The organism is Paraburkholderia sediminicola (genome assembly GCF_046026675.1).
Taxonomy (GTDB): domain Bacteria; phylum Pseudomonadota; class Gammaproteobacteria; order Burkholderiales; family Burkholderiaceae; genus Paraburkholderia; species Paraburkholderia sediminicola_F.
In genome coordinates this window covers 141252-153737 of sequence record NZ_JAQQEY010000003.1, presented here as the reverse complement: position 1 = coordinate 153737, position 12486 = coordinate 141252, and the positions used below count along the sequence as shown (strand labels likewise).

Below are 12486 nucleotides of genomic sequence, written 5' to 3'. Positions count from 1 at the left end.
GACGGCTGGTTGGCTGCGTTCGTGCTCGCCACGCATCGATGCGGAACAATGACGCACCGGAAAATTGCTCGCAAGCGATGCTCTTTCATGCGCAGGATGAGTTTCTTTCATGCCCGCCCGGGAAACCGTTGGCGCACATGCGTCAGGTCCTCGAGCGTGCGTACTTGAACGTGCCTTGAGCCGTCGCGATCAGTATCCTGTCGTCTATCCACGCCTCGCCGCGGGCGAAGAAAATCGACCTGCCTTTGCGTTCCAGAAAGCCCTTGGCGGTAGCGGTATGGCCGAGGCCCTTGTCGAGGAAATTCAGCGTCAGCGAGAGCGTGACGCCGTGGACCGGCCGGTCCCGCTCTGCGCTATATAGGCCGGAATAGCCGCATGCGGCATCGAGCAGCGTGGCAATCACGCCGCCCTGCAACACTTCCTGCCGGTTCAGCAGCCTGGGCTTTACCTGCAGCCGGAACTCGGCATAGCCCTCGTGCCACGCGGTGCGCACAACACCCAGCGTTTCAAGGAACGGATTGTCAACCACGTCGCTATCCAAGATAGTTCTCCGAGCGAACCATCGTGTCGAGTGGGGGACCGCTGACGGAGCGTTCGCTGCGCCGCATCATGTGAGCCCGGATTTCAGGTTCGCCGCCGCATGCCGCACGAATGCCTCGGCACTCACCGATGGATAAGCCGCACCAATCAACGACGCCAGATCGCACGTCATCGTGCCTGCCTCGATCAGGTCGACGCAGGTCCGCTCGAGCGCAACTGCAAAATTCATCACATCGGGGGTACCGTCGAGCCGGCCCCGATGCCAGAGCGCTCGCGTCCATGCAAAGATGGTGGCAAGCGGATTCGTCGACGTCGGCTCACCGCGCTGGTGCCGCCGGTAATGGCGTACCGCTGTGCCGTGCGCAGTTTCCGTTTCAACGCACCTTCCGTCGGGCGACATCAGCAGCGAGGTCATCAGCCCTGCCGACCCGTATCCCTGGGCAATGTAATCCGACTGCACGTCGCCATCGTAGTTTTTGCAGGCCCACAGATAGCCGCCAGGGGACTTCAGACTGAATGCGACCATATCGTCGATCAGACGCGGCTCATAGACGAGGGCCGCCTGCGCATACGCCTCGGCAAACTCGCTGAACACTTCGTTGAATATCTCCTTGAACCGCCCGTCGTATTGCTTGAGCACGGTGCCTTTGTGCGAGAAATAGACCGGGTATCCGCGCTGCAAACCGAAGTTGAGGCACGCTCGCGCAAAGCCGCGGATCGAGTCGTCCACGTTGAAGAGGCCGAGCGCCACGCCAGCGCCGCGGAATTCGTGCAGCGTGTGGGTCACCGGCGCGGCGCCGTCAGCCGGCTCATACACGAGCTTCACGAGGCCGGGACCGGTCACGACGAGTTCCTGTGCCCGATACTGCTCGCCAAACGCGTGGCGTGCGACGATGACCGGCTTCGACCAATGCGGCACCAGCCGCGGCACGTTCCGGCAAATCACCGGCTCACGGAAGATCGTGCCGTCGAGCACATTGCGGATCGTGCCGTTCGGCGACGCATAGAGGCGCGTTAGCCCGAACTCCTGCTGGCGCGTGCGATCCGGGGTAATGGTCGAGCATTTCAGCGAAACGCCGTACTCCTTCGCGGCATTGGCGGCGTCGAGGGTAACGCGGTCAGCGGTACGCTCGCGGTTCTGGATTGACAGGTCGAACTGTTTCAATTGCACGTCGACAAATGGCAGGATCAACTGGTCGCGAACCCATTGCCACAGGATGCGCGCCATTTCGTCGCCTTCCATTTCGACTATAGGGTTGTTTACTTTTACCTTGGCCATGGGGAGTCACTGCGGTGGGGAACTCGACAGGGGTGAAGAGTGCATGACCGCTTTGCTCCCGCGCAAACTAAGATTTCTCATGTTCCACATGAAAAAATTTCATTTCCGCCGTGCAGGCGGAGCGCCGATCATCGCGTCTTCGACGATGCGCGGCTCCGCTGCCTTTTCCTTTGGCACGGCACGCCGAAGCCCCGACGTACCCTAAGAAAGACGACTACAATCAGCCACCTAACCACTCTGCCCGTTTCGGACGCCGAATGAGACCGTACATTCCCTCCTTGCAAAGCCTGCTCGCTTTCGAGGCTGCATCGCGGCACCTCAGCTTTACACGTGCCGCCCAGGAGCTCGAACTCACTCAAACCGCTATCAGTCACCAGATCAAGACGCTCGAGGAGCGGCTAGGCATCAAACTGTTTACGCGGCGGCGCAACGTGCTGTCCGTCACGCCGGCGGCACTCGAATATCTGCAATCCGTGCATGAGGCAATCAACCTGCTGTCACTCGCGACGGCCCAGGCGCGGAAGAAAAAGTCGAACACCGTGCTGACCGTCACCTGCCTGCCGACCTATGCGGTGCAATGCCTGATTCCCGCACTGCCGGATTTCCAGCGCGCGTACCCAGATATCACCGTGCATGTCGCAACGAGTGCGACTTTCGACGAGTTCGAACGCAACAGCTACGACGTGGCGATTCGCTACGGCTCCGGACGCTGGGCTTCGGTCCGGGCGGATCGCCTCCACGGCGAGGAATTCTTTCCGGTATGCGCGCCAACCGTGCTACAGGAGGCCGGCGAATTCACGTCGATCGCCGGGGGACTCTCACGCTTCCGGCAGATCCGCACGTATTTCTACTCGATGTATCAGGACGACTGGCCTGCATGGCTCGAAGCCGCGGTTCATGAGCCGGTCGAATTTGCTGGCGAAGCGGTGTTTCACTTGCAACTGACGTCGCTTGCCGCCGCAGTCCATGGCGTGGGCCTCGTGATCGGACGGACTCCGCTCATCGACGCCGATCTCGCAAGCGGCCGGCTCGTCGAGCCATTCAGGCTGCGCGTGCCGTCGAGTTCGGCCTATTACGTCGCTTCGCCGATCGACAAGGCGAAGCTGAAAAAGGTCGAACTGTTCCGTGAATGGGCGCTCGGTGCGCTAGGCGACGGCACAAGCGGTATCGACACTGGTGAAGGGCAAGCAGCGCCCTCTGTGACGTCCCTTGACTGGCGGACAGGCTCATGCGCATCATCCGCAGCGCGGTAGTGAGTCCGCGCTTCCGCAGCGTCGGCGCACTGCTCGATGAGTATCGCCGCCGCACGCCTGACAAGGCGGCCCTCATCGACGTCGAACGAGACCTCACGATTCGTTTCGGCGAACTGGCCATCCTCGTCGATGTCGTGGCCAGCCAGTTGCAGCGGCACGGCGCGTGCAAGGGATCGCGCATCGTCCTCGCAGGCAGCGAGGGGTTGGAAAAGCTGCTGCTATGGCTCGGCATCTGGCGCATCGGCGCCGTGGCTTGTCCGCTCGACATTGCCTTCATCGCCCCAGCCGCCGCGACGCATACCCTGAGGGTGCTCGATCCGTCGCTGATCCTGCTATCCACGCAAGCCGACGCAACCACGCTTCCCCCCACGAATGCGAAGCTCGTGCGGTATGGCTCATGGCCCGCTAATGACCGGCATGAAGCCGCCGACGCGGTGCGCTTCGATGCCGACGAGGCCCGCGGTCCAGAGCCCCTGCCTGAAAGCGGCTCGATAGGCGACGTGGCGTCGATGTGCTGCACGTCGGGCACTACGGGCATGCCGAAAGTCGTGGTCTACGATCACGCCTGCTATTGGCTCAACGGGCTCGACAGCATCGATCTGCTCGGCCTTGACCCCAACGACCGCGCCCTCGAATTTCGCTCATTCGACTGGTACTCCGCCCAGATCCTCAGTTTGATGCCGTTTCTGCAGATTGGCTCGACGCTGTGCGTCGCGCGCCGGTTCTCGCGCAGCCAGTTTTCCGGCTGGCTAGACCGGCACCGCGTCACGGTCTGCGCAGGCGTGCCGACCGTCTTGAACCTGTTGTTGGAGGCTCCCGTCGATTTCAACAGCGCGAGCCTTGCGTCGCTGCGTGTGATGACGTGCAGCACCGCACCACTGTCGCTGGTGCAGTGGAGCAGCTTCGAGGAAAGATACGGCATCCACGTGATCAACCTGTACGGCTCGTCGGAAGCCGGCTGGATGTGCGGCAACCGCGCGCATCGCCGCAAGCTGGGCACGGTCGGTTATCCTGCAGCCCATATCGGGTTTCAGATCGTCGACACGAATGGTGTGCCATGCCTGCCGGAGCAGGAGGGCCAGGTGGTGGTGAACGGGCCGAAGCTCGCACTCGGCGTGCGACGCGCGGATGGCACGCTGGACGCGATCCGCGGTGCCGCGCTGCGTACACGCGACATGGCCACGCAAGACAAAGATGGCTTCGTACGGGTGTCCGGCCGCATGGACGATCTCATCATCCGCGGCGGGGTGAAGATCGTGCCGCGGGAAATCGAGGATGTGGTGTTCACGCATCCCCTGGTAAAGGACGCCGCCGCGCTTGGTGTGCCGGACCCGATCTACGGACAGGAATCCGTCTGCTTCATCGTGCCGCATCCGGGCGTAACGCTCGAAGCCGCCGAAATTCTGACGCATTGCCGCGCGCTTCTGCCGCGTGAGAAGCTCCCCAAGCATATCTATATTGTCGAAGCGCTGCCGCGAAGCGCGCGCGGCAAGATTCTGCGTGACGCGCTGCGCCGCGAGTGGTGGACCGCCGCGCACGCGCAAGACAAGTAGCCACGCGAACTTCGCCGTACCGTACCATCCACGGCAACCCTTGACTCGTTATGCTGGGTCAGGCAGCGTCGGCAAGCACTGGACACACCTGGCTCTCATCCGCCGCGCCTTTCGCCTGTTCGACGCTGAGCGCCGCCGGCAGCATCACGCCATTGCGCGCCGCAGTCATTTCAGCGGCGATCGATACCGCGATTTCCGGCGGCGTCCTGCTGCCGATAAAAATGCCTGCCGGCCCGCGCAAGCGTGCAAGCTGCATATCGTTCACATCGAACAGCTTGAGGCGCTCGCGCCGTTTGTCGCTGTTCGCGCGTGAGCCGATTGCCGCCACATAGAAGGCGTCGGTCTTCAAGGCGTCCATGAGCGCCAGATCGTCGAGCTTCGGGTCGTGCGTGAGTGCGACCACTGCGCTGTGCGCATCGAGCCGCATATTCTGCACAGTGTCGTCCGGCATCGTATGCACGATTGTCACGCCGGGCAGATCCCACTCTTCCAAGTAAGCGTCGCGCGGATCGCACACCGTCACCTGGTAACCCAGACCGCTGGCGATCGCGGCCAGAAAACGCGACAGGTCTCCCGCGCCGATCAGCAACAGGCGATAGCGCGGTCCATGGATGGTCACGAGCGTCTTGCCGTCGAAGCGCAACTGTTCGTCAGCCAACGCGCACCGCAAACGCGTTCGTCCGCTGACAAGATCCAGTTCGCGTGCAATCAGCTCGCCGCCGTCTACCCGCCGGGCCAGATCGGCGAGGGCCGACGAGCCGGATAGCGGTTCGAGCACCAACTGCATGCCGCCGCCGCAGGGCAAGCCGAAACGACGCGCCTCGTCCGCGCTCACGCCGTACGTGACCACCTCCGGACGGTCGCTCCTGAACAACCCCTGACGCGTCCGCTCGATCAGGTCGTCCTCGATGCAGCCGCCCGACACCGACCCGCACACCACACCGTCATCGCGCAATACGAGGGTAGAGCCGACCGGCCGCGGGCTCGATCCCCACGTGCGGGTCACGGTGGCGAGCACCACCAGCCGTCCGGCCCGCAGCCAGTCGATGCTGTGCTCGAGTACCGCAAGGTCGACGCTATCCATCTTTTATCTCCTGCCTGTCCGATTCCGCACCTGCGGCCTCGCCCGACTTCACGCGCCGGTGTGGGCAACCATCTGCAACTCGACGAGAAAGCCGTGATGCAATTCAGGGACCGGCACGACGGCGCGCGCCGGCCGGTGCTCGCCGAAGTACGCTGCGTACAGGCGGTTGAAGTGCGGCCAGTTCTCGATGCCCACAATGTACGCTGTGCATTGGACCACGTCAGTGAGCGCACAGCCCGCGGCGCACAGCACGCGCTCGCAATGTTGCAGTGTGGCGAGCACCTCACGCTCGAAATTGTCCGGACCGTCTGTCGACACGCCGGGACCCGGCAGCATCCCGGACACGAACGTAAAGCCGCCGGCCTGGACAGCCTGTGAGTAATGCCCGCCGGGTGCCGGCGCATCGGGAGTGAAAATGAAATTCATCGCTTAGATATTCTCCGGCAGGGGTTTGCCGCGTGTTTCCGGCAGGAACGGCACCAACACGAGGCCGACGAGATAAATGAATCCGACCGTGACCGCCGCATGCCCGTATCCGCCGAAGCGCGAAATGAGCGTGCCGGCAACGAGCGGACCGGACCATGCGAGAAAGCGCGGTACGTTGAAACAGAATGCGATCGCGGTTCCCCGGATGCGTGTCGGATACAGCTCGGGCAGCCAGGTGGGCATCCACGTGTACTGACCGAGACTGAAGAAGCCCGTCACACACGCTACCGCGAGCAACAGCCCGATGTCATGGGTCCACATGAAGAGAACCGGCGTCAGCAGGAAGGCCATGGCGAAGAACAGGAACGTGACGCGCTTGCGGCCGTATGCGTCGGCCAGAAAGCCGAGGCCGATATAGCCGGCGATCGCTCCGGCGTTATACGCCATACCCGCAAAGCTAGCCCATCTCGACGCGGACAGTCCCGCGTGCAACGCAACCGAACCGATGTAAGGCGGCACCCAGGTCGAAATGCCCCACCAGCCGAGTGTCGTGCTGAGCGACATCAGCACGGCGATAACGGTGCGTCGGCGCAGCTCGGGTACCGCGAACAGGTCGACCAGCGTAAAGCGCGTGAGCGCCTGTTCGTGTTCGTCGAGCGCGACACCTGAACGCTTGCGGGCCAGTGTCTCGCGGCGATCCTTGTCGACGCGTTGCCATTGTTCGGATTCCGGAATTCCTGCACGCATCCACAGCGTGGCCAGACCGGGCAGAACGCCGATCAGATACATGTAGCGCCATGCGTGTTGGCCCACGCCACTCATGAAAAGCCAGACGAGCGAGGCGATGAAAAAGCCCGTGCCGAGGCCGCATTGCATCAGGCCCGCGCCCTTGCCGCGGTGACGGTCTGGCCAGATTTCGGCCGTCATCGCGGTGCCCGTCGCCCATTCCGAACCCATCGCCAGGCCGACGATGAAGCGCAGCGCAGCAAATGACTCCCAGTTCCACGAGAAGGCGCTCAGGCCAGTGGTCAGCGAGTAGGCGAGAATAGCTACCATCATCATGCGCTTGCGGCCGATATAGTCGGTCAGCACCCCACCGATCAGACCGCCGAGACCCCATCCCAGCAGAGTCAACGCGATTACCAGACCTGCATAGAACGGAATTTGCGCATGCATGGCCGGATCGAGCAACTGGCTGAGCGCGCCGCCGACCGTCAGGATGAGCGCATAGGTTTCATAGCCATCGAAAAACCAGCCGAGATTGGAGGCGAGCAGCGCGCTCCATTGCTGCCTGTTGATGGACCGGTACCAGACGACGCCCGGTTCGGCACGGTGCGGCGCCTGGCCAGACACCGGGCGCATTTCAGGTGCACCGCCACCAGGACGCTCTACAGGTTGTTGCATCGACAGTCTCCTTCATTCTTGTTATGCCGCTTTCGCGCCAGATACCGCATGGGACACCCCGCCCTTACGCGAGTGTCTGTTTGCGCATCTGTGCAGCCAGTTTTACTGCCTCGATAATTTCCGGATACGCTGCGCAACGACACAGGTTGCCGGACAGGTAGTGGCGAATTTCCGCTTCGCTGGGATCGGGATTGCGGTCCAGCAACTGGCGACTCATCAGAATGAACCCCGACGTACAGAAACCACACTGAAACGCTCCGCATTCGATAAACGCCTGCTGCACCGGATCGAGTTGCCCCGCGGAATCGAGATGTTCGACGGTGACGACCTCGCCGCCGTCGGCCATGGCCGCGAGAAAGAGGCATCCGGAGACGCTCTCGCCATTCACCAGCACCGTGCAGCAGCCGCACAACCCCTGACCGCAGCTCTCCCGGGCGCCGTACAGTGCGAAACGCTGCCGCAACACTTCGAGGATCGTGTGGTGCGGCTCGATTTCTGCGCTGACGCGCTCGCCGTTCAAGACAAAATGAATCGTAATGGATGTGGCACTCATGTCTTATTCCTCTGGCATCGGCTCGTGCTTCGCCGCGCACAGCGCGCGATACACCGCTTCCGGGGTCAACGGCAACGACTTCAGCCGCACGCCGACCGCGTCTTCGATCGCCTCGGCAATCGCGGAGGCGACGCCGAACGTGGAGCTCTCGCCGACGCCCTTTGCACCGAACGGCCCGTTATGCTGATATGAATCGACCGTCTCGCGGCCGATCGTAGACGGAATGTCGTGGATGCCGGGAATCTTGTACTCGGCAAACGACGCGTTGCGCAACTGGCCAACTTCGTCGAACTCCATGCGCTCGAACATCGTGATGCCCAGTTGCATGATCGCCGCGCCCGATATCTGGGTGTCGACCACCTTCGGGTTGATAGGCGTTCCGCAATCCACGACGTTTTCGAAGCGGATCAGCCTGAAGTGGCCGGTCTCCGTGTCGACTTCCACTTCGACGCCGCAACCGCCCACCATCCAGTTCGGCGTGATGTTCTCCGACTGGCCAGTCTCATGTTCCGGCTTCGTATAGCTCGGAATAAAACTGCCGACGCCGACGATATTGCCCGCCTGCATCCCGTACTTGCGCCGCAGCAGCTCGCCGGCGGCTAGCGGCGCATCGGCCGGCATGCCCAGTTCGTCCGCGAGTCCGCGCAACTTCACAAGCGCGTCCTCGGCCGCGAGCCGCACCGCGTGGCCCATATGGAAAGTCGAGCGCGAACCCAGCGTCGCCATGTCGTATGGCGTGACGTCCGTGTCCGGGCGGATGACCTTGATCTTTTCCGCTGCAATGCCGAGCACATCGCCGGCCATCAGGGCAATCGCGGTGTCCGACGCCTGGCCCATGTCGACGGTGCTCGAATAAACCGTGCAACTGCCGTCGCCCGCGAGGCTTACCATCGCCACCGAGGTGGTCGGCGCCACCAGCGCCTTGAAGCCGATGCCGATGCCGCGTCCGCGGCGCAACGTACCGGCGCCGCGCTCGAATGGTGCGGTCCAGTTCATGCGCGCGGCCACGCGCTCCAGCACGAGATCGAGCGCCGCATCGCGCATCGGCGTGCCGGTGGCGTGCGGGCGGCCTTCGCGCAGGATGTTGCGGCGGCGAAACTCGACCGGGTCGATCTTCAGCGCACGGGCGATCATGTCCGCGTGACTCTCGTACGCCCACACCATCTGCGGAATGCCAAAGCCGCGGAACGCGCCGGCTGGCGGCAGGTTCGTATAGACCGCATACGAATCGATCGATACGTTCTCGATGTCGTACGGCCCTGAGGCCGTAAAACCAGACTTCTGCGTCACGCGCGGGCCGATGTCCGCGTAGGCGCCGCCGTTCCACCAGACGTCGCATTTGCGCCCAGTGATGCGGCCGCCGGCGGACACCGCTGTCTTCATGCGAAAGGTGGTGGCGTGCTTGGTGATCGTGAAGAACTGCTCCTCCATCGTCAGCGCGACTTTAACGGGGCGGCGCGCGAGCAACGCCAACGCCGTCACCAATGCTTCGAGCTTAATATAAAGCTTGGCGCCAAAGCCGCCGCCGAGCAGCGCTGTCCTCACTCGCACGCGATTTTCCGCCCAGCCGAGCAGACGTGCGATCTCGATGCGCACGAACGACGGGCTTTGCGACGCGGTGTGAATGGTGATCGTGCCGTCGCCCGGTTCGGCCAGCGACACCATCGGCTCGAGCGGCGTGTGCATCACCTGCTGCGTGGTGAAGGTGTCCTCGAACACGTGCTCGGCCGCCGCGAACGCCGCTTCGACGTCGCCGCTCCTCAACTGGAAATCGAGGGCCACGTTGGTGCCCTTGCGGCCCACGAGATGCTTCAGGTCCGGGAAAGTGCCGGCAGGCTTCAACATGTCGTGAACCAGCACATCCGAGCTCGCCGCTTCGACTTCGTTGAACACGGCGGGCAGCTCTTCGTATTCCGCGACGATCAAATGCGTCGCTTCCTCGGCTATGTGCGGGTCCGCCGCCAGCACCACCGCGACCGGCTCGCCGACATAGCGCACCTTGTCGAGCGCGAGGATCGGCTGATCGTGAAAGGCCGGCCCGAAGTACGGGTCCGGAATGACGCGCAGGATGTCCTGCGCCGTATAGACGCCGTACACGCCTTCCATGTCGCGCGCAGCGCTGACATCGATAGACACGATGCGGCCATGCGCAAGCGTGCTGCGAAATATCTTGCCATACAGCATGCGGGGCAGGACGAGGTTGTGAATGTACTCGGCGCGGCCCGTGACTTTGGCGCGCGCCTCGAGCCGGTTCAACGACCGGCCTACCTGCCTCGACACCTGCGGCGTGATTTCGGTTGTGGTCATGCGTGATCCCTTCTGGCAGATGCGTCGAGTGCGGTGCGTACCGCGCGTCCGAGATAAACCGTCAGCAAATGCTTCTTATAGCTGGCCGAGCCGTGCGGGTCTCCGACGATATCCAGCTCCGCCGCGCCAGCCTCGCCCGCCCGGCGTAGCGTGGCGTCATCGAGTACCGCGCCTTTGAGAACCGCTTCGGCGCCGCACAGTCGGGTGGGCTTATCAGTGGCGGCGCCGACGATGACACTCGCCGTCCTGACCTGCTGGCCCTGCATGTCGAGCACGACCGCGACGCCGAGCGCAGGCCAGTCGTGAGCCGCACGCGTCGTGACTTTCATGTAGGCCGCCGGCCGGTTCGCCTGCGGCGGCACGATCACTTGCGAAATCAGTTCGTCGCGCGCGAGCACGGTCTCGTAGTAGCCGGTGCAAAGCTGCTCGACCGGGAAGGTCCGCTCGCCTTGTGGGCCCGTCACCGTCACACGTGCGCCGAGCGCGGTCAGCACCGGCGGCAAATCCATATGCGGATCGGCATGACCGAGATTGCCGCCGATGGTCGCCACGTTACGCACGCGCACATTCGACAGCGTGCGCAACGTGCGGGTCAGCAGCGGCCAGCCCTCCTTGACCAAAGACGAATGCTCGAGTGTCGCAAGGCGCGTCAGACCGCCAATCTGCAACTCACCGTTCGTGCCGACGCTCACCTGCGAATAGACCGGTTCGATGCCACGCAGGCTGACTAGCCGGGTGGGCCGCAGCACACCCGCCTTCATCATCAGCATCACGGCGGTACCGCCGCCGACCGGCCGGATGTCCGGGTCCTCGGGGTCGAGCAGCCCGATCGCCTGCTGCAGCGAACTGGGCGTGGCGAGTTCAAAAGGCGCCATTAAAAGCACTCCTGTCTGATTACGCGCGCTGCCGGAGCAGCCACGCTGGAATTGGTCGAAAGCACGCGAGGGCCGGAGCTGACGCTAAAGCGGGATCGCGGGTATCGCGCGGGCATGTCAGGTGCGAGCCGTTCGTTCGAGCAGGCGGAGTAATTCGCCGGCGACCAGATCCGGGGTTTCGAGCGGCGTGAGGTGACGCGCGCCCGTCACGAGGGTGTAGGTCGAACCAGGGATGCCCGCATGCAATGCCTGCGCCATGGGAGGCGGCGCGGCATAGTCTTCCTCGCCGACGATCACGCAGGCGGGCACAGTGACCTGCGGCAGCAGCGCACGTCCGTCGAAGGCGCCCAGCATGCGGCCGGTGGCGGCAAATGACGCCACGTCGTTACGCAAGAAGGTGTCGACGCAGCGCGCGACAACCTCGGGATGCGCCGCGCGGAACGCGTCGCTGAACCAGCGCGTGGTCTGGAAATCGACGAGTGGCGCGAGTCCTTCGCGCTCTGCCTTCTCGGCGCGCACGTTCCAGTCTTGCGGGGCGCTTGGGCCGTACCACGCAGTCGTGTCGATCAGCCCGAGGGCGCGTGTCGCGTCGGGATAGGTCGCCGCGAATTGCAGCGAGACGCAACCGCCCATGGACGCGCCTGCGATCATGACGCCGTTGAAATTCAGCGAGCCGATGACATCGTGGACATCCTGGGCGAAAATTTCGACCGTGTAAGGACCGACCGGTTTGTCCGAGGCGCCGTGGCCACGGCAGTCGATGGTGAGAACCGACGCCTGCGGCGTCAGCTGCTCGACCACCGGACGCCAGAAATCGCGGTCCATGGCCAGCGAATGAAGCAGGACCGCGCGCGGCTGGCGGCCGGCATCTCCGTGAAGGCTATAGGCGATGCGGGTGCCGTCGCGTACCGTAACGTAGGCTGACTCGACATCGCCGCTAGGTAGGGTTTTCATCGCGTGCTTTGCAGTTCCGTGAAATGCGGACACATTGCCCGCTAGCCGGATATTGCTAGCACGCCCCGACCGGGGCAAACGACGATCTTTCATGCGGGACATGAAAACGATTCATCGGCGTCGGAACTGCCGCTGGGGATGTCCTGGTTGCCGCTGAAGCTGGTTTAAAGCCTGGTCGCGCGCGGTCGGCCACGGCCAGGCGGATCGCATCGATCAATGCGCGCGCCGCGGCAGAGGGCGTACGTTCTTCCCGCACCG

General features: G+C 63.5%; 11 protein-coding genes. 2 read left to right on the top strand and 9 right to left on the bottom strand.

The window, feature by feature from the left end; genetic code table 11:
• Positions 1-142 precede the first annotated feature (142 nt).
• Positions 143-541, bottom strand: coding sequence for a PaaI family thioesterase (locus PQQ86_RS38840; RefSeq protein ID WP_408279570.1), 399 nt, complete (start codon positions 539-541; stop codon positions 143-145).
• Positions 542-607: 66 nt separating this feature from the next.
• Entirely contained in the window at positions 608-1819 is a 1212-nt protein-coding gene (locus PQQ86_RS38835) for an NADP-dependent isocitrate dehydrogenase (RefSeq protein WP_408279569.1), read from the bottom strand.
• A 257-nt stretch (positions 1820-2076) separates the two neighbouring features.
• On the opposite strand from PQQ86_RS38835, the gene PQQ86_RS38830 reads away from it, so the two are divergent.
• Together PQQ86_RS38830 and PQQ86_RS38825 are read left to right on the top strand one after the other, a co-directional pair.
• On the top strand, positions 2077-3072 hold the full coding sequence (locus PQQ86_RS38830) for a LysR substrate-binding domain-containing protein (RefSeq protein WP_408279568.1): 996 nt from the start codon (positions 2077-2079) through the stop codon (positions 3070-3072).
• Positions 3048-4625, top strand: coding sequence for a class I adenylate-forming enzyme family protein (locus PQQ86_RS38825; RefSeq protein WP_408279567.1), 1578 nt, complete (start codon positions 3048-3050; stop codon positions 4623-4625). The genes PQQ86_RS38830 and PQQ86_RS38825 overlap by 25 nt, the downstream gene beginning before the upstream one ends.
• Before the next feature lie 58 nt (positions 4626-4683).
• On the opposite strand, the gene PQQ86_RS38820 is transcribed toward PQQ86_RS38825, so the two are convergent.
• From PQQ86_RS38820 to PQQ86_RS38790, 7 genes are all read right to left on the bottom strand, one after another.
• Positions 4684-5709 (bottom strand): XdhC family protein, encoded by a 1026-nt coding sequence (locus PQQ86_RS38820; RefSeq protein WP_408279566.1) that lies wholly within the window; start codon positions 5707-5709, stop codon positions 4684-4686.
• A 48-nt stretch (positions 5710-5757) separates the two neighbouring features.
• Positions 5758-6135: a RidA family protein gene (locus PQQ86_RS38815; protein WP_408279565.1), complete on the bottom strand. Its 378-nt coding sequence runs from the start codon at positions 6133-6135 to the stop codon at positions 5758-5760.
• 3 nt (positions 6136-6138) lie between these two features.
• Positions 6139-7539: an MFS transporter gene (locus PQQ86_RS38810; protein WP_408279564.1), complete on the bottom strand. Its 1401-nt coding sequence runs from the start codon at positions 7537-7539 to the stop codon at positions 6139-6141.
• Between the two features lie 64 nt (positions 7540-7603).
• Positions 7604-8092 (bottom strand): (2Fe-2S)-binding protein, encoded by a 489-nt coding sequence (locus PQQ86_RS38805; protein ID WP_408279563.1) that lies wholly within the window; start codon positions 8090-8092, stop codon positions 7604-7606.
• 3 nt (positions 8093-8095) lie between these two features.
• Positions 8096-10399: a xanthine dehydrogenase family protein molybdopterin-binding subunit gene (locus PQQ86_RS38800; protein ID WP_408279562.1), complete on the bottom strand. Its 2304-nt coding sequence runs from the start codon at positions 10397-10399 to the stop codon at positions 8096-8098.
• The gene (locus tag PQQ86_RS38795; RefSeq protein ID WP_408279561.1) at positions 10396-11274 is read right to left on the bottom strand and encodes an FAD binding domain-containing protein; all 879 of its coding nucleotides are present in this window, start codon (positions 11272-11274) and stop codon (positions 10396-10398) included. The genes PQQ86_RS38800 and PQQ86_RS38795 overlap by 4 nt, the downstream gene beginning before the upstream one ends.
• A 117-nt stretch (positions 11275-11391) precedes the next feature.
• Positions 11392-12228 (bottom strand): alpha/beta fold hydrolase, encoded by an 837-nt coding sequence (locus PQQ86_RS38790; RefSeq protein WP_408279560.1) that lies wholly within the window; start codon positions 12226-12228, stop codon positions 11392-11394.
• Between the last annotated feature and the right edge of the window lie 258 nt (positions 12229-12486).

Excerpts from the sequence above, each read along its gene's own strand:
- PQQ86_RS38835 (WP_408279569.1), bottom strand. The coding sequence starts at position 1,819 with ATGGCCAAGGTAAAAGTAAACAACCCTATAGTCGAAATGGAAGGCGAC.
- PQQ86_RS38830 (WP_408279568.1), top strand. The coding sequence starts at position 2,077 with ATGAGACCGTACATTCCCTCCTTGCAAAGCCTGCTCGCTTTCGAGGCT.
- PQQ86_RS38825 (WP_408279567.1), top strand. The coding sequence starts at position 3,048 with ATGCGCATCATCCGCAGCGCGGTAGTGAGTCCGCGCTTCCGCAGCGTC.
- PQQ86_RS38820 (WP_408279566.1), bottom strand. The coding sequence starts at position 5,709 with ATGGATAGCGTCGACCTTGCGGTACTCGAGCACAGCATCGACTGGCTG.
- PQQ86_RS38815 (WP_408279565.1), bottom strand. The coding sequence starts at position 6,135 with ATGAATTTCATTTTCACTCCCGATGCGCCGGCACCCGGCGGGCATTAC.
- PQQ86_RS38810 (WP_408279564.1), bottom strand. The coding sequence starts at position 7,539 with ATGCAACAACCTGTAGAGCGTCCTGGTGGCGGTGCACCTGAAATGCGC.
- PQQ86_RS38805 (WP_408279563.1), bottom strand. The coding sequence starts at position 8,092 with ATGAGTGCCACATCCATTACGATTCATTTTGTCTTGAACGGCGAGCGC.
- PQQ86_RS38800 (WP_408279562.1), bottom strand. The coding sequence starts at position 10,399 with ATGACCACAACCGAAATCACGCCGCAGGTGTCGAGGCAGGTAGGCCGG.
- PQQ86_RS38795 (WP_408279561.1), bottom strand. The coding sequence starts at position 11,274 with ATGGCGCCTTTTGAACTCGCCACGCCCAGTTCGCTGCAGCAGGCGATC.
- PQQ86_RS38790 (WP_408279560.1), bottom strand. The coding sequence starts at position 12,228 with ATGAAAACCCTACCTAGCGGCGATGTCGAGTCAGCCTACGTTACGGTA.